Source organism: Bacillus sp. KS1 (assembly GCF_020075515.1).
Classification (GTDB): domain Bacteria; phylum Bacillota; class Bacilli; order Bacillales; family Bacillaceae; genus Bacillus; species Bacillus velezensis.
This window is the reverse complement of sequence record NZ_JACAWW010000022.1, coordinates 100225-122481: the sequence shown is the minus strand read 5'-3', so window position 1 is coordinate 122481 and position 22257 is coordinate 100225. Positions and strand designations below refer to the sequence as shown.

Annotated in this window: 26 protein-coding genes; 1 reads left to right on the top strand and 25 read right to left on the bottom strand. The window is 45.8% G+C overall.

What is annotated here, in order from left to right; translation table 11 throughout:
• Positions 1 to 177: 177 nt before the first annotated feature.
• The 17 genes from aroH to HWY38_RS17180 form a co-directional block, all read right to left on the bottom strand.
• Positions 178 to 561, bottom strand: coding sequence for a chorismate mutase (aroH, locus tag HWY38_RS17260; RefSeq protein WP_224182258.1), 384 nt, complete (start codon positions 559 to 561; stop codon positions 178 to 180).
• A complete protein-coding gene (gene aroB, locus HWY38_RS17255) occupies positions 558 to 1646 on the bottom strand; it encodes a 3-dehydroquinate synthase (protein WP_224182257.1) in 1089 nt (362 codons plus the stop codon). The genes aroH and aroB overlap by 4 nt, the downstream gene beginning before the upstream one ends.
• Entirely contained in the window at positions 1646 to 2818 is a 1173-nt protein-coding gene (gene aroC / locus HWY38_RS17250; protein ID WP_224182256.1) for a chorismate synthase, read from the bottom strand. Before aroC ends, aroB begins: the two co-directional genes overlap by 1 nt.
• A gap of 71 nt (positions 2819 to 2889) precedes the next feature.
• Entirely contained in the window at positions 2890 to 3660 is a 771-nt protein-coding gene (locus tag HWY38_RS17245; RefSeq protein ID WP_224182255.1) for a protein-glutamate O-methyltransferase, read from the bottom strand.
• A gap of 189 nt (positions 3661 to 3849) precedes the next feature.
• A complete protein-coding gene (ndk, locus tag HWY38_RS17240) occupies positions 3850 to 4296 on the bottom strand; it encodes a nucleoside-diphosphate kinase (RefSeq protein WP_007409456.1) in 447 nt (148 codons plus the stop codon).
• A 120-nt stretch (positions 4297 to 4416) separates the two neighbouring features.
• Positions 4417 to 5379, bottom strand: coding sequence for a heptaprenyl diphosphate synthase component II (gene hepT / locus HWY38_RS17235; RefSeq protein WP_003153454.1), 963 nt, complete (start codon positions 5377 to 5379; stop codon positions 4417 to 4419).
• Between the two features lie 28 nt (positions 5380 to 5407).
• On the bottom strand, positions 5408 to 6109 hold the full coding sequence (menG, locus tag HWY38_RS17230; protein ID WP_003153453.1) for a demethylmenaquinone methyltransferase: 702 nt from the start codon (positions 6107 to 6109) through the stop codon (positions 5408 to 5410).
• Between the two features lie 5 nt (positions 6110 to 6114).
• Positions 6115 to 6870: a heptaprenyl diphosphate synthase component 1 gene (gene hepS, locus HWY38_RS17225; protein ID WP_007409455.1), complete on the bottom strand. Its 756-nt coding sequence runs from the start codon at positions 6868 to 6870 to the stop codon at positions 6115 to 6117.
• Positions 6871 to 7026: 156 nt separating this feature from the next.
• Positions 7027 to 7254: a trp RNA-binding attenuation protein MtrB gene (gene mtrB, locus HWY38_RS17220; RefSeq protein WP_003153449.1), complete on the bottom strand. Its 228-nt coding sequence runs from the start codon at positions 7252 to 7254 to the stop codon at positions 7027 to 7029.
• Positions 7255 to 7274: 20 nt separating this feature from the next.
• Positions 7275 to 7847 carry a GTP cyclohydrolase I FolE gene (gene folE / locus HWY38_RS17215; protein ID WP_003153448.1) on the bottom strand — a complete coding sequence of 191 codons (573 nt, stop codon included), beginning with the start codon at positions 7845 to 7847 and terminating at the stop codon, positions 7275 to 7277.
• A gap of 186 nt (positions 7848 to 8033) precedes the next feature.
• Positions 8034 to 8312: a non-specific DNA-binding protein Hbs gene (gene hbs, locus HWY38_RS17210; RefSeq protein ID WP_003153447.1), complete on the bottom strand. Its 279-nt coding sequence runs from the start codon at positions 8310 to 8312 to the stop codon at positions 8034 to 8036.
• A gap of 374 nt (positions 8313 to 8686) precedes the next feature.
• On the bottom strand, positions 8687 to 10165 hold the full coding sequence (gene spoIVA / locus HWY38_RS17205; RefSeq protein WP_007409454.1) for a stage IV sporulation protein A: 1479 nt from the start codon (positions 10163 to 10165) through the stop codon (positions 8687 to 8689).
• Between the two features lie 185 nt (positions 10166 to 10350).
• Positions 10351 to 11085: a hypothetical protein gene (locus HWY38_RS17200; protein ID WP_007612249.1), complete on the bottom strand. Its 735-nt coding sequence runs from the start codon at positions 11083 to 11085 to the stop codon at positions 10351 to 10353.
• Between the two features lie 19 nt (positions 11086 to 11104).
• The gene (locus tag HWY38_RS17195) at positions 11105 to 11308 is read right to left on the bottom strand and encodes a DUF2768 domain-containing protein (RefSeq protein WP_224182254.1); all 204 of its coding nucleotides are present in this window, start codon (positions 11306 to 11308) and stop codon (positions 11105 to 11107) included.
• Between the two features lie 318 nt (positions 11309 to 11626).
• Entirely contained in the window at positions 11627 to 12664 is a 1038-nt protein-coding gene (locus HWY38_RS17190) for an NAD(P)H-dependent glycerol-3-phosphate dehydrogenase (protein WP_003153434.1), read from the bottom strand.
• A 17-nt stretch (positions 12665 to 12681) separates the two neighbouring features.
• Positions 12682 to 13992 carry a ribosome biogenesis GTPase Der gene (gene der / locus HWY38_RS17185; RefSeq protein ID WP_003153433.1) on the bottom strand — a complete coding sequence of 437 codons (1311 nt, stop codon included), beginning with the start codon at positions 13990 to 13992 and terminating at the stop codon, positions 12682 to 12684.
• A gap of 192 nt (positions 13993 to 14184) precedes the next feature.
• Positions 14185 to 14787 (bottom strand): hypothetical protein, encoded by a 603-nt coding sequence (locus HWY38_RS17180; RefSeq protein WP_012117870.1) that lies wholly within the window; start codon positions 14785 to 14787, stop codon positions 14185 to 14187.
• A gap of 76 nt (positions 14788 to 14863) precedes the next feature.
• Here HWY38_RS17180 and HWY38_RS17175 point away from each other — a divergent pair, with 76 nt between their 5' ends.
• A complete protein-coding gene (locus tag HWY38_RS17175; protein ID WP_003153429.1) occupies positions 14864 to 14995 on the top strand; it encodes a YpzI family protein in 132 nt (43 codons plus the stop codon).
• Positions 14996 to 15029: 34 nt separating this feature from the next.
• Here the strand turns inward: HWY38_RS17175 and fni are convergent, their stop codons facing one another.
• The 8 genes from fni to prsW all read right to left on the bottom strand — a co-directional run bounded on the left by fni (position 15030) and on the right by prsW (position 22223).
• Positions 15030 to 16079: a type 2 isopentenyl-diphosphate Delta-isomerase gene (fni, locus tag HWY38_RS17170; RefSeq protein ID WP_224182253.1), complete on the bottom strand. Its 1050-nt coding sequence runs from the start codon at positions 16077 to 16079 to the stop codon at positions 15030 to 15032.
• Positions 16080 to 16093: 14 nt separating this feature from the next.
• On the bottom strand, positions 16094 to 17242 hold the full coding sequence (gene rpsA, locus HWY38_RS17165; protein WP_007612259.1) for a 30S ribosomal protein S1: 1149 nt from the start codon (positions 17240 to 17242) through the stop codon (positions 16094 to 16096).
• Between the two features lie 227 nt (positions 17243 to 17469).
• Complete coding sequence (gene cmk / locus HWY38_RS17160; RefSeq protein ID WP_224182252.1) at positions 17470 to 18144, bottom strand: (d)CMP kinase; 675 nt, start codon at positions 18142 to 18144, stop codon at positions 17470 to 17472.
• A gap of 78 nt (positions 18145 to 18222) precedes the next feature.
• Positions 18223 to 18399: a YpfB family protein gene (locus HWY38_RS17155; protein ID WP_003153420.1), complete on the bottom strand. Its 177-nt coding sequence runs from the start codon at positions 18397 to 18399 to the stop codon at positions 18223 to 18225.
• Between the two features lie 46 nt (positions 18400 to 18445).
• Positions 18446 to 19102: a flagellar brake protein gene (locus HWY38_RS17150; RefSeq protein WP_224182251.1), complete on the bottom strand. Its 657-nt coding sequence runs from the start codon at positions 19100 to 19102 to the stop codon at positions 18446 to 18448.
• An 87-nt stretch (positions 19103 to 19189) separates the two neighbouring features.
• Entirely contained in the window at positions 19190 to 20539 is a 1350-nt protein-coding gene (gene ypeB, locus HWY38_RS17145) for a germination protein YpeB (RefSeq protein ID WP_038458997.1), read from the bottom strand.
• Between the two features lie 24 nt (positions 20540 to 20563).
• Positions 20564 to 21436 (bottom strand): spore cortex-lytic enzyme, encoded by an 873-nt coding sequence (gene sleB, locus HWY38_RS17140; protein WP_224182250.1) that lies wholly within the window; start codon positions 21434 to 21436, stop codon positions 20564 to 20566.
• Positions 21437 to 21566: 130 nt separating this feature from the next.
• Positions 21567 to 22223 carry a glutamic-type intramembrane protease PrsW gene (gene prsW / locus HWY38_RS17135; RefSeq protein ID WP_007612268.1) on the bottom strand — a complete coding sequence of 219 codons (657 nt, stop codon included), beginning with the start codon at positions 22221 to 22223 and terminating at the stop codon, positions 21567 to 21569.
• Positions 22224 to 22257: the final 34 nt, after the last annotated feature.

Below are 22257 nucleotides of genomic sequence, written 5' to 3'. Positions count from 1 at the left end.
GTCTTGCGTATAAGAAATAAACCCAAAAGAAAGGCTTCTTTTGGGCAGAATAAAAACGTGTTTATCTCAGCTCAGCTAAACTCATTCTCTGCTACCCTATTCTAAACTCAACTGTTCAATATCTTACTTACCAGCTCTATACACACTCTTGTGTATTTCTAAGCTTTGTTTATCGTATTACATGTCAGTATTTTTTGTCAATGATAAATCCGGCCTTAACACAACGGCTTTTTCTAAATAGACATGCTTGATTTCATCCTGAGGCGTATCCGTCTGAACCGTCATCAGGACACGGATACACTTTTGCAGAGCGCCGGTGACATCCATTTCCTGCATGCACGTCACCGGGACGTACTGCCACCCGGAAAGGCGGCGGACCGCTTTTGCCGGAAATACGGAATGGATATCAGGCGTGGCGGATAACAGGATCTGTACAACGTCTTCCGGATTGCATCCATTTTGTTCAATGATTTTTTCAAGCAGCTGCTGTGTTTTTTCTAAAATTTCTTGTTCGGTGTCTTGTTCCACCGTTGTTGCTCCGCGAATGCCGCGTATCATCATGCTGTTTCCTCCATTCGCCATTTGTTCAGCAAATTTTCGAGCTCATCTTTTGAAAGCATGCAGTCCCGCGCTTCGCCTAATTCCTTTAACACGATGAACTGTGTCATGCCTCCGCGCGTTTTTTTATCATTCATCATCCGGGCGGAGAGGACCGGCGTTTCAATATCTTGTCTGATGCTTCCCGGGTAGCCGAGCCCAATCAGCCATTGTGTGAGTTCTTTCCTGTTCATCTTGCAACCCGCAACCTGTTCACTCACGTAAAGGGCAAACTGCATGCCGAGGGCGACCGCATCTCCATGTGTAATCCGGCCGTAGCCGTATTCCGCCTCAACGGCATGGCCGAGCGTATGGCCGAAATTCAGAAAAGCTCTTATCCCCTCTTCCTTTTCGTCCTCATGCACGACGGCCGATTTGATTGAAATTCCTTTATAAATCATTTCATTCAGCTCAGCGCTTGTCAGTCCTTGCAACGTGTCAAACGTGAGAAGTTTTTCTAAAAAAGCATGATCGGCGATAAACGCGTGTTTGATCACTTCAGCCATGCCCGATCTCAGCTCTTCTTCCGGCAGGGTTTTCAGAAGCTCCGTATCGTAAATCACCGCTTTCGGCTGATAAAACGCGCCGATTAAGTTCTTTCCGAGTTTATGGTTGACGGCCACCTTGCCGCCGACCGCGCTGTCATGGGCAAGCAGTGTCGTCGGCATTTGAATGAAATCAATTCCGCGCATAAAAGTTGCTGCGCAAAAGCCGGCCAAATCACCCGTCACGCCGCCTCCGAAGGCGATCATACATGAGGAGCGGTCCATATGGAAAGCGATCGCTTCCGTTTGAATCCGTTCATATTCTATTAGAGACTTCGCTTCTTCTCCGCTTGGAACGATCACTTTTTTCACGGGCCATGTTTCGTTTAAAAGCCGGAACATCTCATCACCATAAAGCCGGTCAACTTCAGCATCGATGATGAGAAGGATCTTTGTCAGCGGCCTGTTCAGTGAAGACAAAAGGGCAGCGGCCTGTTTCCTTATGCCTTCACCGATATACACGGGATATGCGGAGGAAGCTGTCCGAACCTCAAGCTCTTTCATCAGAATTCCCTCGATAGTTTTTTCATGTTTTCAACATTTTCTTTAATGCGGTCGATCTGGTCAAGCCCGAATTGTTCGACGACGGCATTTGCGATTTCCCAGGCCACTGCTGCTTCAGCCACTACGCTTGCTGCAGGAACCGCGCAGCTGTCTGAACGTTCAATGCTCGCTGTAAACGGTTCTTTCGTTTCAATGTCGACGCTTTTCAGCGGCTTGTACAAAGTAGGGATCGGTTTCATAACGCCGCGGACGACAATCGGCATTCCCGTCGTCATACCGCCTTCTAATCCTCCGAGCCTGTTTGTGGCTCGTGTATAGCCTTTCTCTTCATCCCATACGATTTCATCATGAACTTCACTGCCGTTTTTGCCGGCCGCTTCAAAACCGATGCCGAACTCTACGCCTTTAAACGCGTTAATCGACAGAACGGCAGCAGCGAGCTTGCTGTCCAGCTTACGGTCATAGTGGACATAGCTTCCGACACCGACCGGCATGCCTTCGACGATCACTTCAACGATTCCGCCGATCGAGTCGCCGTTTGCCTTCGCTTCATCAATGGCTGCCATCATTTGACGGCCTGCTTCTTCATCGTAGCATCTGACCGGTGATTCTTCCGTTTCCCGTTTGAGATCCTCAATGGATGTGTAATCGGTTTTCTCTGCTTTTACGCTGCCGATTTGCAGGACATGCCCGGCGACTTTAATGCCAAGCTCCGCTAAAATCTTTTTAGCGACGGCTCCGGCAGCCACGCGAACCGTTGTCTCACGCGCGGAAGATCGTTCTAACACATTTCTCATATCACGGTGATTATACTTAATAGCACCGTTCAAATCTGCGTGCCCCGGTCTCGGCCTTGAAATCTGGCGTTTCATTTCACTTTCTTCTTCTTCTGTAATCGGTGCGGCGCCCATGATTTTTGTCCAGTGAGTCCAATCTTTATTTTCTACAACGAGCGCGATGGGTGAACCGAGTGTCCGGGCATGCCGCACGCCGCTTGTGATCTTCGCTCTGTCCGTTTCAATCTGCATGCGGCGTCCGCGGCCGTGCCCTTTTTGACGTCTGGCAAGCTCAAAATTAATGTCTTCTTCAGTTATATAAAGCCCCGCAGGCACACCTTCTATAATTGTCGTCAGCTGCGGACCGTGTGATTCTCCGGCTGTTAAGTATCTCATTTCTTTCTTCTCCCTTCATCGCATTAACGCTTTTAAGTAAAACTATACCACAAGTTTTCATTAAATGTCTTCTATCTTTTTTGATAAAAAAATGTATCAGTGCTCTCAAGGCCGAATTTTTCCGGGCTGAAAATTTGTTCTGTACTGCCGACAAACAGAATTCCGTTCTTTTTCAGACTGCCCGCCATTTTCACATACAGCTCTTCTTTTGCTTTTTCAGTAAAATAAATAAAGACGTTGCGGCAGACGATCAGATCAAAATCCTGTTCATAGCTGTCGGCAAGCAGGTTGTGCCGCTTAAACCGGATGTTGTTCTGAATCTCTTGTTTTACTTGATAACTGTTGTCAGCCTGCTTGGTGAAATAACGGCTTTTCACGGAAGCCGGCACCTCTTGCAGCGAGCGTTCCTGATAGATGCCCCGCTTGGCTTTGCTTAGCGCCTTTTCATCAATATCCGTCGCCAATATATCAAATCCGGCCAGTCCCGTCTGCTGATTGAGAATCATAGCCAAAGTATAAGGCTCCTCTCCCGTTGAACAGGCCGCACTCCATATTTTTAACGGTTTGTTATGCTTTATTAACGGAAGAATTGAGGTTTCAAGAACTTCCCACCGTTTATAATTTCGGTAAAATTCAGAAACATTGATCGTCATTCTGTCCAATGTTTCGTTTAATAAAAGCTTGTCCTCTTCCAAAGCGGCGGCAAATTCCTGAAAATCTCTGAACCCCTTCTTTTCATAAAGGGACGTCAGCCGCCTTTTCATCTGTGCTTCTTTGTATAAAGATAAATCAACGCCGGTTATTTGTTTCCACTTGGTGATAAAAATTTCGTAAGGCTCCATTGCTTCTCTCCCAATCTCGCTGTCTTTTGTCCTAGTATAGCCTGTTTTCTGTCGAAATTGTACGATTTCAATAAAAAAATCAGCCCGCAGGCTGATTTGTGAGAAACGAAAAGACAGGGCAACGCAGCCTCTGTCTTTTTTAAATGATGTAAACCTTTTCATAATACGAGAAAAAGAAAGGCTGACGGTTTAGTACACCCAGTCGGCCATTAATTTTTGATACGGTACAAGCTCTTCCTGTTTAAAGAAAATGTGAATTTCCCTCTCAGCGCTTTCTAAGGAGTCTGAACCGTGAATGATATTTTTGCCGACAAACATGCCGTAGTCACCGCGGATTGTGCCCGGCAGTGCATCTTTCGGGTTCGTTTTTCCGATCAGCTGTCTTGTGATCTCTACTACATTTTCCCCTTCCCATACCATTGCAAATACGGGTCCTGATGTAATGAATTCCACAAGCTCGCCGAAAAACGGCTTCCCTTTATGTTCAGCATAATGGTTTTCAGCCATCTGTTCTGAAACTTGCATTAGCTTGGCTCCTGCCAATTGTAAGCCCTTACGCTCAAATCTGGATAAAATCTCTCCGATCAGCTGGCGCTGTACGCCGTCCGGTTTTACCATGATAAAAGTTTTTTCCATAAGATTCTCCACCCCATCATTATGTATAGGCTTTCAAGTTGCACACCGAAATCGTAACATCTTTCTGACAATTAATCAATCCAGGGCGGAGAATGTTCACATCTTGTTCGTAAAAGGAATTTAAAATTTCCGTTTGCCGATATATTTGGCGATGGCGGCCAATGATGAGCGCGCACGTCCTCTCGGCAGTGTATTCAGTTTTTCAAACGCTTTTTTTAAGTACCTGTCACTGACGGCCATTGATTTTTCAATCGCGTCTGTGCGTTTAATATTTTCAATAATGGGGGCGAGCTGCTCCTGTGTTGTTTCACTGTTAATTAATTTCAGCTGATTTTTCAATTCAGGCTGACGTAGCGCGTACAAAACGGGCAGAGTGACATTTCCTTGCAGCAGATCCCCTCCGACCGGTTTTCCCAGTTCCTCTTCCGTTGAAGTGAAATCAAGAATGTCGTCAATAATCTGATAGGACATGCCCACGTAATAACCGAACCAATATAATGCCTTGTGAATCTTCTCATCAGCTCCCGAAGCGATGGCGCCGAGCTGACAGCTGACGGCAATGAGAAGAGCCGTTTTCCGTTTGATGCGGCGCAAATAGGTTCTGAGGTTTTGCTCCATATTGTATTTATCTCTGATCTGTTCAATTTCTCCGAGGCATACTTCTACGATGGTTTTGGACAGGATCCGGTGGGCTTTCGGCTCATCCAATCTCGTCATCATCTCAAGTGAGCCCGCAAGCATATAATCACCGGTATACATGGCGATGCGGTTGTCCCACTTGGCTTTGATGGTCGGTTTTCCCCTCCGCAGCTCGGCGTCATCAATGACGTCGTCATGCACGAGGGACGCCATATGAATCATTTCCAGCGTCACCGCAACATATTTTATTTTATTAATGTCATAGTCGCCGAACATGCCGGAAAGCAATACGAAAACAGGGCGGATCCGCTTGCCGCCCGCCTGGAGCAGATGGAGCCCGGCTTCACTCAGCAAGGGATAGTCTGACCGCACCGTTTGCTCAAGCTCCCTTTCGATCACATCAATATCGTCATTTAAAAAAGAATAGGCCATTTTAAATTTCATATCATTCACCCAAACATCTGTATATTCATCATTTCCAACCGATATGCGTAGCGGCCACTCCGCCGGTAAACGAATGGTATTTGACATTCGTCAGGCCCGCTTCTTCAAACAGACGCGCAAGTTCTTTCATACCGGGAAATTCTCTTGCCGATTCTTGAAGCCAAGAATATTCTTTATAGCTCTTCGCAAACATTTTTCCGAAGAAAGGCATGATGTATTTAAAATAAAGAAAATATGCCTGTCTGAATCCGAACATTTCCGGCTGGGATGTTTCCAGACATACGACCTGCCCGCCCGGTTTGACGACCCGCCGCATTTCTTTCAGCACGGTCAGATAATCGGGAACGTTTCGCAGCCCGAAGCCGATGGTGACAAAATCAAAAGAATCATCAGCGAAAGGAAGCTCCATCGCATTTCCGTGCAAAAGCTCAATTTGGCTGTAACCGCCCTCTTTCACTTTTTTCTCACCGATGCTCAGCATATTTTTGCTGAAATCCAGTCCTTTGATTTCGCCGCTTTTTCCGGCCGCTTCTGCGAGGGCAATCGTCCAGTCAGCCGTTCCGCAGCAGACATCAAGCGCTTTTGCGCCTTCTTTTACATTCATGATCTGCATCGTTTTATCGCGCCACTTTTTATGCTGCTGAAAACTGATAACAGAGTTCATTTGGTCATAATTTTTATAAATTTTTTCAAACACGCCGTGTACGCGCTGTTCTTTTGACTCCTGCATGTTGATTACCCTTCTTCCACTTTCTGATGATATGTTTTGTCCTGGCTGATCGCTTTAAGCCGGTTCAGCATGAGGTTTTGGATTGGTGAATTGAGCGGCAGCAGCGTTTCAATGCTTTGCTTTGCCTTTCGGAAGCTATCTTCCATTATGTCAGCCTTTGATTTCCCTGACTTTACAATATTACCGATGACATCGAGAAATATAGCATTGCCGTTCATCAGCCGCTTATATACAAAAAAATCACTCGCCAGCTCTTTCCAGCGCGGAAGATTAAAGTGGTCTGACACTCTGTGAAACAGGGCCGCTTCCACAATCGCCATGCTTTCGATCAATTGATTCAAGTCATTGACAGACCGATCGTACAGACGGATTTTATGCTCATTGATTTCTTTAATTGCCGTAGCGAGCGTCCGAATCATATAGATATCCTTCATTTCAGATAAAAGCGAATAATACAGTCCGCTGAAATAGTCACCGGCAAGCACGGTGAGCTGCCGGTTTTTATTTTCGTCTCGCTTTAACGCTCTGGCTGTTGTCACTTCATCGTGGGTATCAAGGGCGCTTTGGACAAGCATCGCAGTTACTATGTAATTTTCTCTGTCGTTGTTCTTAATGTCCGCCTCTTCAAACAAAGCGTGAAAAAGAAGAAGCTTATCCTCATCGATTTTAGGCGCAGAAATATGTTTCGCTAAATAAGGATGAGACAGCTTTTGTTTTAATTTCGTATTTAGATTCGCTAAAGTTCCGTAGATGTCTTGCAAAAATATCACCCTTGTCCCCAAATTCACATTTATTCTAATATGTATGAGATTTACTCGTCATTATTATACGCAGGTATCATTATAGCATAAAAAAAAGAAATTGGCTGTATTCTCCCGCCGTTTGCGGGCATTTGGCAAAAGCGGGAAACAGCCGGCTTATTTTTTTTCGCTGTTCATTTCTCCGTAAGCGGTCTGGATGAGGGCGTTGCCTCTCACTTTGATGGCAGAGGTATGCTCAGTAAACTGAGCGATAATCACTTCGCCTTTGTCCAGTTTTTCGGAATGGTGAAATTTCGTATCCGTTCCTCTCGTTAAACCGATGACGTTCACGCCGTCCTCGACCGCTTTAATGACGACAAAATCACTTGAATGCTTTGAATTCATATCTGCACCCTCTATCATTATTAATCCGCACGTTTAATATGTTCTAACACTTCGGAACGCGCCGCTGCGTCATCTTTAAAAATGCCTCTTACAGCGGAAGTCACTGTTTTTGCGCCCGGCTTTCTTACGCCCCTCATCGTCATGCACATATGCTCAGCTTCGACGACAACCATGACGCCGTGGGGATCTAAGGTCTCTACGATGCTTTCTGCAATCGTTGAAGTGATGCGCTCCTGCAGCTGCGGGCGTTTTGAGACGGCTTCCACCGCCCGCGCCAATTTACTCAGGCCCGTCACTTTGCCGCCGCGCGGAATGTAGGCAATATGCGCTTTTCCGTAAAAAGGAACAAGGTGATGTTCACACATGGAATGAAACGCGATATCTTTTACAAGAACAAGCTCCTCATGGTCTTCTCCGAAAACGGTTTTAAAGTGTTCTTTCGGGTCTTCATTTAATCCCGAGAATACTTCCGCGTACATTTTTGCCACGCGTTTCGGCGTATCTAAAAGCCCTTCCCGGTCCGGGTCTTCTCCAATCGCCTCTAAAATCTGGCGAACCGCCTGTTCAATCTGTTCTTTATTAACTTCTTTCATTGTCTGTGTCCTCCACCATTGAATACATTTAATTTCGATTCTAGCACATTTGCCGCGCCAAAAGCAAAACGAAAGTCCTGCCCGGTGACCGAGGCTGCTTAAATATGAAAAGCCCCTTTATCAAGGGGCTTTTCTGTGAAGAAACAAAGTGTATGTATCAGATGCATACACGATCTATATTCACAATTATTTTCCTGCAACAGCGTCTTTAAGAGCTTTACCTGGTTTGAAAGCAGGTACCTTGCTTGCAGGGATTTCGATTTCTTCACCTGTTTGCGGGTTACGTCCTTTACGTGCAGAGCGCTCGCGCACCTCAAAGTTACCGAAACCGATCAGTTGGATTTTATCACCGTTTTTAAGTGCATCTAAAATCGTATCAAAAACAGAATCAACTGCTTTTGTAGCGTCTTTTTTAGACAATTCGCTTGCTTCAGCAACCGCATTGATTAGTTCTGTCTTGTTCATGCCTTTCACCTCCTCCCAAAAGGGTATCAAATCAGCAGTTTATTATCATTTCTTCACAGTTCAGCCTGATTCTAAACCTGTCTGATAAAAAATCAAAGCAGGGAAGAACAGACAAGTAAACGGCTTTTCAAAAGAAAACAGACACTTTGAGGAATGTTTGTCCAACAAAGTGAAGATTTTCTGTATGTAGAGTAACACATATAAAAAGCCATATCAAGCATTTTAAAGCCTCAATCCCTTGCTCGTCAAGGTTTTCACGTGTTTTACCGAACAAATATTCCTTTTTTTGCTTTTTTCCTCCTAATCCTTGATTGATTTCCAGTATCTAAAAAGAATAAAAAAAGACCCCCCGTTTCAGGAAGAGGTCCTTCAGCTTACAAAATAATGGCGATCAGGCCGCCTGAGCCTTCGTTAATAATTCTCTCCAGCGTTTCTTTCAGTTTATATCTCGCATTTTCCGGCATGAGTGACAGTTTTGCGGAGATTCCTTCTCTTACGATAGAGCTCAATGATCTGCCGAAAATATCGGAGTTCCAGATAGAAAGCGGATCATCTTCAAAGTCCTGCATTAAGTAGCGGACAAGTTCTTCACTTTGTTTTTCCGTCCCGATGATCGGCGCGAATTCACTTTCCACATCCACTTTGATCATATGAATGGACGGAGCGACCGCTTTGAGCCTTACTCCGAACCTTGATCCCTGTCTGATGATTTCCGGTTCATCAAGGCTCATATCGGCTAAGGCCGGGGCGGCAATGCCGTAGCCGGTCTGTTTCACCATTTTCAGCGCATCTGATACCTGATCATATTCTTTTTTCGCGTGGGCGAAGTCCTGCATTAATTCAAGCAGGTGGTCTTTCCCGCGGATTTCAACACCGACAACTTCTTTTAAAATCTGGTCATATAAATGATCCGGCGCATACAAATCAATTTCTGCGACACCCTGGCCAAGTTCGATTCCGGCCAGACCGGCGCTTTCAATAAACTCAAATTCACTGAAGTGGCCGACAACCCGGTCGACATCGCGCAGGCGTTTAATATCTTTTACGGTTTCTTTCACTGATTCCTGGTAGCTCTCTCTGAGCCAGTGATTTTCTTTCAGCACCATGACCCAGCTCGGAAGGTTGACATTGACTTCCAGTACAGGGAACTCGTAAAGCGCTTCTCTGAGGACGCTTAACACATCTGTTTCCCGCATGCTTTCAACACTCATGGCGAGGACGGGAATATCATATTTCGCGCTTAATTCAGCTCTGAGCGCTTCTGTTTCCGGGTGGTACGGTTTTACCGAGTTGATGACCATAATAAACGGTTTGCCGACTTCCTTCAGCTCGTCGATGACTCTTTCTTCCGCTTCCACGTAATCGCCCCGCGCAATATCGCCGATTGAGCCGTCTGTCGTAATGACGACCCCGATTGTGGAGTGTTCCTGGATGACTTTTCTCGTACCGATTTCCGCTGCCTCATGAAAGGGAATCGGTTCTTCGTACCAAGGTGTATTGATCATTCTCGGGCCGTTTTCATCCTCATATCCCTTCGCCCCGGGAACCGTATATCCCACACAATCCACAAGACGAATGTTGACATCAAGTCCTTCCGCGACATGAACGGACATGGCTTGATTCGGGACAAATTTTGGTTCTGTGGTCATTATCGTTTTTCCTGCTGCGCTTTGCGGAAGCTCATCCTGCGCCCGCGCTCGATCGGCCTCATTGCTGATATTCGGGAGCACCACGAGCTCCATAAATTTTTTAATGAATGTAGATTTCCCTGTACGGACAGCGCCAACGACTCCTAAGTATATATCGCCCCCTGTTCGTTCAGCGATATCCTTGAAAATATCGACCTTTTCCAAGTGATCCCCTCCCGGACTTCCTATCCTTATCATTTTTCATTCACCATTCTCCAATCAAATACAGGACACTATATGTGTATGACGTTGTCCTATTTCAATATGACATCTTTAGAAAATTTTCAGGCAGTCTTTTCTATCAAAATCAAAAAAACCTTTCTCCCTATTTGTATGCGCGGGAAAAAGGTTCATTCCTGTTTCGTTTGACTTTCTAAAAAAACGGGTTCCTGTTTTTCATTTACGGTGTATGTGACTGAAAAGGCCGGGACGAAAGGAGTCTCTTTCCATAAAATATCCTGAATTTCCGCGCCCGGTTTGATTTTCTTTTTGTTTTCCTTCAGGCAGCGGGCGAGATCGACGCGATAGTCGGCATAGATTTCTCCGTCAGCGCCGATTAAAAGCGGCAGAGACGTGCCTGAAACCGGACTTTTGACTGAAGGAGAGTCTTTCATGCCGAGCTTTTTTTTATTTAAAGTGAACAGCCCTTTTGAAACGGCGTCCTCATAGGGAGGATATGTATGCTTTTCCTGATACATTTTGACACGCAGCTTCATGTCGCGGATTGCTTCCGCCATTTGGAGATCGACCAGCTTGACGGTCGGCTTATGTTCCACATCGACAAGCACGTATTGGTACATTCCCCCGCTTTCATAAGCTGAGGCCGGCGGCTCCTCTATGTATCTGGGCGCGAGCCGCTTAAAATCTATCGGATATTTTTGATAGAGCGGTGTTTTCATATCTTTTGTCTGAATCGGCAGAAGCCCGCCGTTCGCCTTTTTAAATTCATCCACTGCCGCTTGCACCTGCTGAAGCTGATGTTTGTAAGATACTTTATTTTCAGTTTTTTTCGCTTCAGGGTACAGACAGCCGGACAGCAGAAGCACCGCCATTGCCGTTATGACGGCCATTTTTAACTTATGCATTCCGCGCCCCCTTTCGGCTTTATTCATTGACAGGCCCGCTGAAAACGACCATTAACACGATCAATCCCGAGATGAGCATGCAGGCATAAGCGAGTGAAGAAACCGCTGCTTTTATCAGTTTGTTTTTCACTTTGTACCTGCTGACATAAATAGAGGCCACCGCAACAAACATTAATCCCATAGCACCAAGCGCAAACCACATTTTCATCAATGCCACACTCACGTTCGTGCCCCCCGTCCCATCATTGTAAGCGTTATATTTCATTTTAATATACAAATGTTGAAAAGATCAACAGGTTTTCCATCTATTGAAAAAACAAAAAAACCGAAGCAAAGAGGGGGACTTTGCTTCAGTCAAGTTGACTATATTCACCTGTACGTCTGAGATACACTCTCTTGGACTTCGATGCTATAGTATGCGTAGATGCGTACGTCTGCATCCTCTTCTGCCTAAATCAGCAAATGTTTTAAGCGATTTCAGCCGGAGAGTTCTGCGTTTTGGACTTTCGTCACTTCAGAATATGCTGACGGCATGGTATTGTCACTTCACCCGGTTTTCGAATGTGTTGACCAAGTCTTCCATCTCATGGGTTTTCACTCTGGCCATTAAGGATTCTACGGCTGTTTCTACCTTCTGCCCGTTAAATAATACTTGGTGAAGCGCCTCTGTGATCGGCATTTTCACTTGGTATTTTTGAGACAGCTGATACGCAGCTTTCGTCGTCCGCACGCCTTCAACAACCATCCCCATCTTATCCAGGACAGCTTCCAGCTTGTATCCTTTGCCGAGCAGGTTGCCGGCGCGCCAGTTTCGGGAATGAACGCTTGTACACGTCACGATTAAATCGCCGACGCCAGTCAGGCCGGAAAAGGTGAGCGGATTTCCGCCCATCTTTGTGCCGAGTCTGGCGATTTCAGCAAGACCTCGGGTGATTAAGGCCGCTTTTGCATTATCTCCGTATCCCAATCCGTCTGTAATCCCCGCTGCAAGAGCGATGATATTCTTTAACGCTCCCCCTATTTCAACACCGATCATATCCGGATTGGTATAGACGCGGAAATGCTGGTTCATGAATAAATCCTGAACCGCTTCTGCAGCCTTGATATTTTTTGAAGATGATGTAACAGTCGTCGGGTGTCTTAATCCGACTTCCTCAGCGTGGCTCGGCCCTGAAAGCACGACGATGTCTTTTCTGTACTCCTCAGGCAGCTCCTCTTCCATTAATTCTGAAATGCGGAGAAGCGAATCCGGCTCAATTCCCTTGCTGACATGAACAAAAATCGATTGTTTCGGGATGTACGGCAGAGCCTTTTTCAGCACTTCCCGAATGGCTTTTGTCGGAACTGCCACAATGATGAAGTCAGCTCCTTTTAAAGCCTCGCTTAAATCAGCTGTACCGATGATAGAACTTGATAGCTCCACCCCCGGCAGGTAATCTTTGTTTTCATGCAGTTCGTTGATTTGATCGATCAATTCGGCACGGTGTCCCCACATCATGACTTGATGTCCGTTATCAGCCAGCACTAAAGAAAGTGCAGTGCCCCAGCTTCCCGCTCCAAGCATTGCCACTTTTTTCATCTCTGTATCACACCTTTTTATTTTCTTGCTCTTGCAAATATTTTAATTGGCGTACCTTCAAATCCGAAAGCATCCCGGATTCGGTTTTCTAAAAAGCGTTCATAAGAAAAATGCATCAGTTCCGGATCGTTGACAAAAACAACGAAGCTCGGCGGCTTAACAGCGACTTGAGTCGCATAGTAAATTTTCAGACGGGAGCCGTTGTGCGTCGGAGTCGGATTCATGGCGACCGCATCCATGATGACATCATTTAAGACATTTGTCTGCACGCGGAGAGAGTGGTTTTCACTCGCTTTAATAATCGCAGGCATGAGTGTATGAATCCGCTTTGTCGTCAGTGCCGACATAAACAGCACCGGCGCATAATCGAGAAATTGGAAATGCTCCCGAATATTCTGTTCAAATTCTTTCATCGTGCGCTCGTCTTTATCAACGGCATCCCATTTGTTTACGATAATGACGACGGCTTTCCCGGCTTCATGGGCGTATCCGGCGATCCGCTTGTCCTGCTCAAGGATGCCTTCTTCTGCATTAAGCACAACGCCGACGACGTCTGAGCGGTCAATGGCTTTTAACGCCCGCAGCACACTGTATTTTTCTGTTGTTTCATATACTTTACCCTTTTTTCTCATTCCCGCCGTGTCAACGATTACAAATTCCTGCTGATTGTAAGTGAACGCCGTATCCACTGCGTCTCTGGTCGTTCCGGCTACGTTGCTTACGATAACCCGCTCTTCGCCGAGCATCGCATTGACAAGGGATGATTTTCCGACATTCGGGCGGCCGATCAGGCAGAATTGAACGACATCATCACTGTACTTCGTCTCCGGAATGTTTTTAAAATGCTCGGCACAAGCATCGAGCAAATCTCCCAATCCTAAACCGTGTGTGCCCGAAATCGGATACGGTTCTCCAAAGCCGAGCGCATAAAAGTCATAGATGTTCGCTCTCATTTCGGTATTATCTAATTTATTAACGGCTAATACGACCGGTTTTTTCGTCCGGTACAGTATTTTTGCCACCTCTTCATCCGCAGACGTCACACCTTCGCGGCCGTTCACCATAAAGATGATCACATCAGCCTCGTCCATGGCGATTTCAGCCTGCTGGCGGATCTGTGTCAGAAACGGTTCGTCTCCGATATCAATTCCGCCCGTATCAATCAGGTTAAAATCATAATTCAGCCATTCCGCCGAACTGTATATCCGGTCCCGCGTCACTCCGGGGGTATCTTCTACTATTGAAATTCTTTCACCCGCAATCCGGTTAAAGATTGTGGATTTTCCCACATTCGGTCTTCCGACAATGGCTACGACAGGTTTACCCATAGTACCCTTCCTTTCAATCCAGCCGCTTACATTTTCACAAAAAATTGTTCAACCGGTTATTAAAAATCATCTTCGCTATGAAAAGAACCCTTCAAACAGAAGGGCTTAACTCATTTATTATATCAGTTTTCACTGAGATCACAATGTATTCTTCAAAATGTTTCGCATTCATGTAACAGTCTCCGTCTGTTTTCAAGACATTTTCGTCGCTCCTTTGCCCTGCTTTTTGCTTTTTTGGCTGATGCGCGCCGCAAGCTGTTCATATGTAGTCAGCCCGACGAGAAGAATCACTCCCGCCGAACAGCCTGAAAGCCATTTATAATCCCCGACGGCTGCCGCACCCGCAATATTGCGGATGACCGCAGCATACAATAGCTCCCCCTGGCACATGCCGAGAACAAAAAGACAAAGCCTCTCAGGGAACCGCCCCTCAACGGAAAGCGTAATAACGGTAAGCAGTATAACCGCCGCCCATTCAGGTTTTATGATAAACCAAACAGGGTCATATAATGCAAAAAGAAAAATAAAGCCGTACGCCGCAGCCGCCGTCAGATGAATCACAATATTACGGAGCCGTTTATGCATGCCGAGGCTTCCCGCATAAACAAATGCCGCAGCAAAAAACATGACATATGCCGCGTTCAGCGTAAAATAAGCCGTAATCTGATGTATGCTTGCCATCATATTAGTCAAAATAAAGACTGATACGTAAAAACGGCTTTTTGTTTTGGCAAAAATAAAAGTCGCAAGTATCCATAAAAACCACATTGACCAGTAATAATAAAACGGTTCCATAATCGCTCCTCCTCTGATCAGTATGGAGCGGGAACGCATTTTTTAAACCAATTATACCTGAAAGGAGCGGATAAGGATGGGAAAAGACAGACAAGAGAAAAAACTGAAAGCCTCCCGCCGGGTGGAATCTGATCGCGATGATTCGATTCACCATAAAGGAGCGACAAGCCTTGAGCAAAACGGGGAATTCCGAAAAAGAAAATCGTAAAAAACAGAAAAAGGCATGCGGGTCCGCATGCCTTTTAACGTCTGCTGAAACGGGATGTGTCAATTCCCCGTTCAGAAAGCCAGTGATGTGTGTCACCTTTTATGACCAAAGGCGCCTTTTGCAGTTGGGCAACCGATTGGCATCCGAGGGCGGTCATAATCATTTTCAGCTCTTGTAAAAGCGCCGTCATCTCGTCAAACAGGCCCTCTTCTCCTTTAGAGGTGAGAGCTTTCAGGAAAGTGCCCGCCATTCCCGCGCTGGAAGCACCGAGGGCAATCGATTTGGCGACATCCAGAGCACTTTGCAGCCCGCCGGATGCGATAATTGATTGATCAGCGGAGAGCGAATGGATTTCCGCTAAGCTTGCAGCAGTGGAAATTCCCCACGCATTAAAAAATTGAAGCGCCTTCTCTCTGCGCATGTTTTCGATCTTAGAGAAATTTGTACCGCCGTATCCGCCGGCATCAACTGCTGCTGCGCCAGCCTCAAATAACTGCCGTGCCGATTCCCTGCTCATTCCGAAGCCGACTTCTTTGACAAAAACGGGCACTCCCGCTTCCGCCGCAATCCGCTCAATACGGCCGAGAGCGCCAGTAAAGCTTCTGTCACCCTCTGGCATGACGATCTCCTGAATCACATTTAAATGAATCTGGAGGGCATCTGCTTGAATCATATCAACTGCCCTTTTCGCCTGCTCGGCATCCGCCTCACTGCCTAAATTGGCAAATATCAGCCCGTCCGGATTCTCTTTTCTGACGATCTCGTAAGAACACCGTTCGGAGGGATCTTTTAAAGCTGACATTTGCGAACCGACAGCCAGCGGCATGCCGGCTTTGCGCGCGGCTCTTGCCAGCGATCTGTTAATTTCGTATGTAAGCTGTCCGCCGCCGCCTGTCATCGCATTGATAAAAATCGGCGAACTGCTTGTGAGTCCGCCGATTTTCGTTGATATATCCACTTTTTCCAATGCTAGGTTCGGTAGGCTGACATGAACAAACGTAATATCATCAAGCCCCGTTTCCCGGTTTTGGCCGGTAGACAGCGCATGATTTATATGTTCTCTTTTTCGTTCTGCTCGTGTCACGTTTTATCACCAATTTATTTTAATTTATTAAGCTTGTCTCCGATTAAATCGCCAAGCTGGAAGCCGGTGCTCGGCTCTTCTTTCGCCTGGTATTGGCGGAAGTCCTCTTGATCGGCTTTCGGCGCTTCTTCAAGCTCACGCATGCTTAAGGAAATGCGCTCTTCGCTTTCGTTCACGTCAAGCACTTTCACTTTAACAGTCTGTCCTTCTTCAAGCACTTCATGCGGCGTTCCGATATGTTTATTGGAAATTTGCGAAATGTGCACAAGTCCTTCCACGCCCGGAAGAATTTCAACGAAGGCGCCGAAGCTTACAAGGCGCTGCACTTTTCCTTCAAGCACATCTCCCTGCTTTACCTTTTCGCCGACCTGGCTCCAAGGTCCCGGCAGCGTTTCTTTAATAGATAAAGAAATACGCTCGTTATCGCGGTCTACGGACAGTACTTTCACTTTTACGTCCTGACCTTCTTCCACCACGTCAGACGGTTTTTCGACGTGTGAATGAGACAGCTGCGAAATATGAACAAGCCCGTCAATTCCGCCGATGTCGACAAATGCGCCGAAATCAGTCAGACGCTGCACTTTTCCTTCAAGCACGCTTCCAACCTCAAGCGTTTGGAGAAAATCATGCTTTTTGGCTGTCTGTTCTTTTTCCACTACAGCCCGGTGTGACAGAATCACCCGGTTTTTATCACGGTCGAGTTCAACGACGATAAGAGAGAGGGTTTTCCCTTTATAGTCAGTGAAATCCTCGACGAAATGAGCTTCGACAAGTGATGCGGGAATGAAGCCGCGAACGCCGATATCAACGACGAGACCGCCTTTCACCACATCTTTCACTTCAGCTTCAAACACTTCTTTTGTGTCGAATTTTTTTTCAAGGTCTTCCCAAGCGCGGTCAGCATCAACGGCACGTTTAGATAAAATCAAAGCATCGTCTTCCACTTTTGTTACTTTCAGGTCAAGCTCGTCGTCAACTTTTACGACATCCGATGCTTTCTCTACATGAAGACTTGATAATTCACTGATTGGAATGATTCCGGACTGTTTGACATTGACAATTTCGACATCTACATGCTTGTCCTCTACCTTTGTCACAATCCCTTTTACTACATCTCCAACCTCTGGCACTTGAACATCAATTTGATTCATTTCCTCTGTCATTTGAATAACCTCCTTGGTCCAAACCTACACAGCTTAATTAATACGGTTTGAAAGCTGAACATGTGAATGTCCGCTTTTCAGCCGAATATGTATTAAAGAATCATCCAAAAAAGATTTTGAATGATCAATAAAAAGTTTTATTAGTATTAACTTCTAATAAATGGACTGGTTTGTCAAGCAATAACATCTTGTCTTTCGAAAAAAATTATAAAGCGCTCCGCCCGAAGTTAACGTGATTTCTGTTCGACGATCTCCAGAATTTTTCCTGCGACTTCGGCAATGCTGAGCGACGTCGTATCGATTTCAATCGCGTCTTCCGCTTTGCGCAGCGGGGAAACTTCCCTCTCTGAATCGAGTTTGTCGCGTCTGGCAATTTCTTCAATAAGCGTCTCGTAATTCACGTCATAGCCTTTTTTCTTATTCTCTTCATATCGGCGCTTCGCTCTTTCCTCTACGGACGCGAGCAGAAAAATTTTCACTTCGGCATCAGGCAGCACGTGAGTACCGATATCACGGCCGTCCATGACGACACCGCCTTTTTCTCCGAGCTGCTGCTGTCTTTTGACCATTTCTTCTCTGACGCCTTTATGCTTGGCGGCGATTGATACTTGGTTGCTGACTTCGTCTTTACGGATTTCTTCTGTCACATCTTCTCCGTTTACCAGAACGATTTGTCCTTCCGGAGCGGATACAAGCTCAATTTCCGTACGCTTCAGCAGCTCTGTAAGCGCGGCTTCATCGGTTAAATCGGCATTCTGCTTGAGCGCCGTATATGTAATGGCACGATACATCGCTCCTGTATCAATGTACACATATGATTTTCTCTCAGCCACTATTTTAGCAACGGTGCTTTTTCCGGCAGCGGCCGGCCCGTCGATCGCAATTGATAATTTCTTGTCCATAATCTCTCTCCTTGCTCTTTACTCCTCTATGGATTGTATCACGAACTGCCGGAAAAGGGGCGAAAAAATTGAGCTGATTTACCGCTTTACCGTTTCAATCCATTCTTTTTTCTCCATTTTATCAACTCCCTCATATTTCACAGCTTTCGAAATATAAGGTTCAATAGGCTGATAATGAAGCAAAAATTGCACCGCGCCCAAAATGATAAGCTGAATGCAGACCAATTTGACCAGCAGACGTTCAAACGTTTTCATACACGCGCACCTCCATTAGGATTAGTATGGAAAAGTGCGCTGCTGTTTATTCCGACAGACTGTTTCTTCTCTGCTGCAGCTGCGCGCGCATGCAATATTGGAGTAAAAGCTGCTGCGCTGCGGGGCCGATTTCTGTAAATTCAAGCGTCATTTTTTGTTTATCCGCCTTTTCATCATAAAAAATCCGCTGGGTAAGAGCCTCAGCCGTTATATCCGCCTTATTTTCCTTGCCGGGAAGAGAAAATGAGACATACAGCTTTTCACCTGGTTCCGCGGAAATATGCTCAGGCATCACAACAGCGATTCCGCCGGCGCTGATATTAGAGGAAACCGTTTGGAAAGCGGTTTTTTTCGCTTCCATTTTGACGGATACATCCAATACTGCGTCTGCACGGACGTATCGGCGTCTTTGAATCCGCTTCATTTCCTCCTGAGGGGGGATGTCCAATCCGATCATCGGGATGGGGTCTTTTTTCTTTCCTTTGATTATGCTTTTAAATTGATACGGCACTTGGCCATCCCCCATAAATTCCGCTGTTATTTCCAATCCTTTGTGCAAAAAGACCGTCCGTCCCGAATCCAGATCGACGGGATATGAGATGTGCAGTTCGCCGTTTTCAACGCTTACTGCTTTGCTCCTCGCTTTTTTGGGCTCATTGTTCTCTATGTATTCAATCCAAATATAATCTCCGACAGCTATCATGGGCCTTCACTCTTTCATTATTTATGCTTTTATTAAAGCATGTAACGAAAAAAAGGAAAAGACTTTTAGTCCTTTCCTCCTTTATTTTTATAGGTCTTTATATATAGGTTCTGCACTTTTTAACTTTTCTATTTTTTCCTCTTTTCCGTCGTCCGCATTAATGAACATTTGATACGTGTCTTTCCCGATCGTCCCGAGCATTTCGTAGCAAAGCACTTCCTGACCGAGTTCATTCGTGATCAGCGCCTGCCGCGTCTCCCGCACTTCAACATTTTTATTCAGCTTCGCTTTCGCTTCATCAGCTGACAAAGCGGGAGCCGGAATCGTTCTCGTGCGGTGCGCCGCCAGGTAATCACGCGCGGAAAAACCGACGACTTCACCATCATCCAGCGCCACTTTCATTCGGATGGCTTCCGGATAAATGCGGACATTTTTCTCCACGGGGATAAAAGAAAAGACGCCGATGTTATTATATTGCGCGCTTTCATCAATTTCGAGGCCTTTTGTTTCATATCCATTTTTCTTTAAAAACGCGACGGCCCGGTTAGATGCTTCATTGAGGCTGATCTTTTGTTTCTTCACGGCCCGTTTTTGAATCAAATAAACCGGATGTCCGCCTTTTTGGGTAATATCCATATAGATAAAAGACTTGTTGTCGGCGTCTTTCATGCGGATGCTGTATACGTCCCGATTCGTCTTCCTGCCGCTTTTGACCACTTTAATTGAATAATTATGATCAGGCGCAAACCGTTGCGCGATTTTGACCGCTTCTTTTTCCGTAATTTGTTTTCCTTTCAGATGCGTAAAACCTTTTCGTTCTGTATTTGCTCCCGTAAATGTGGGGCTGATGCTGTCTTCAGAAAAAGCGCCTACATTTTTTTCGACTGTTTTAAAGCTGTCAACGATCGTATTATCGCTTTGTTTTTTGTCAGAGGCGAGCGCCATCTCAACATCCATCCACCGTAAATTTTTGCTCATGACGAGATGCTGAACGCTGCGGAGCTGGTTTTGAATGTTCTCCGCCTGTTTGTACAGGCTGTTCAGTGTTGTATATTCTTTCTTATCAAGCGGTTTTTGGTCTAAATCCCGGACGGATGTTTTATAGCTGAAATCTCCTATGTTGGATAAAAACTCCTCCGTCTTATTAAAAGGCATAAGAGTCAAGGGCAGCTGGCTCACATTGTTATGAGCTTCAGATGTTATTCTCCATACATCAATGAGCGCCGGAGACAGAGATTTTTTACTGTTCATCGCAAGCGTCGTCCCGATTTTGTCGTGAAGCTGATCTACATGGTACGTCAATTCATGAAAAGCCCTTTGATAATTATTTTCCGCATGCAGAAGGACCGCATCTTTTTCCTGATGCTCTTTATATCCCCAATATCCGGTTGCGGCAATCACGACACCGAGAATAGCGATAATGATTCCTCTAATCATGTTAACACCTCATTTTTCGTACTTTTACTCACAGAAAATGTGTTTTCCGATTCTTTTTATCTGCGGACGTCCCCAAATCCATTTGCTTGTCGCCGTATCAGGATTGAAATAATAAATCGCGTTTTCAGAAGGGTCCCAACCGTTGATCGCATCAAGAACCGCTTCTTTTGCTCTTTCATTCGGCTGCATGTATATTTGGCCGTCGGCAACGGCGGTAAACGCGAGCGGTTCGAAAATGACACCGGCCACCGTATTCGGAAATAACGGGCTTTTAATACGGTTTAAAATAACCGCGGCGATGGCAACCTGTCCTTCAAACGGCTCACCGCGTGCTTCCCCGTACACAGCCTGCGCCAAAAGATTGATGTCGTTGTTTGAGAAACCGCCAGGCATATTGGCCGCTGTCGTATTTTGCTTTTGATTTGACTGACCGCCTGTATTGTTTTGCGGCTTTTGAGCAGGCTTATTCGTTCCCGCAGCCGGCTTCTGCGTTCCGGCTCTCGGTTTTGTTTGGTTTTCCAATGGGACGTTGCCATAATGAGTGAACGTATTCCCTTTTTGGATCTGCTCCATTACATATTCACGGTAATATTTTGATTTAGAGATCAGCACCTGTTTGGTTTTCGCGCCGACGAGGCCGTCAACCGGCTTCATGCCGAATTTCTCCTGAAAATTCCTCACGGCCCAGTATGTGGTCCAGCCGTAAACACCATCGATTTTCCCGTTATAAAATCCGTTATATTGAAGACGGGCCTGCAATTCTATAACATCATCACCCGTCGCGCCTCTTTGAATCACTTGATTTGAAAACGCATGAACCGTTTCATGATGATCGAATAAAGCGGCGGCGAAAGAAAATAGAATGAGACATGCCATAAAGGCTCCTTTGCACTTCATCTCTTCAAGCCTCCTACTGCAAAATTTAAAGTGTACCCGTATTGTCTGTCACGAGGTTATTTTTATGCACGTTTCCTTCTTATCCCCTGTCAAGGCATAAAAAAGAAACCGCACGCGACGCGCGGTTTCTTCACACTTGGATCATATTGACGGAGCGTGCTTTTTTTGCCTTTCGCAGCCCGAACCACCATAAAAACAGCATAAACGGCAGCATATAATATACCCAATGATTGAGGGCGGTAAGAATAAAATCGTAAGAACCGTGCAGACATGAAGGCACAGTCAGCGAAATCACAAGCCATTTGACACGGGCTTTTTTCTGCGAAAAGCGGGCTTTTCCGAGGTAAAATCCCATAATCACTCCGATCAGCGCATGGCAGGAGACCGGCAGAAGCGCCCTTATGAAAGCATGCTCAACACCGTGGCCGAATAAATACAGAATATTTTCAAGCGTGGCAAAGCCTAAAGACACACTGGCCCCGTAAACGATTCCGTCATAATGCTCATCAAAATGAGCATGCGGGTACACACTGATCATCAGAACGAACCATTTCACCGATTCTTCCAGAAATCCCGAAGACAAAAACGAAACGAAAAAGCTTCCTCCCCCCACATGCTCTTTTTCAAGAACATATTGGATAAACATGGTCGGAAACACAAGGACAACCCCGAGAAAAAAAGACCTCAGCACCATATGTACGGGTTCATTGTCATACTGATCTTTTAAATAAAAATAGCTTAACAGCGCAATGCCGGGAGCAATTCCTGCAGAGATGATTGCAAACATCAGGCAACCTCTTTCCTTTATATTCCTATATCTA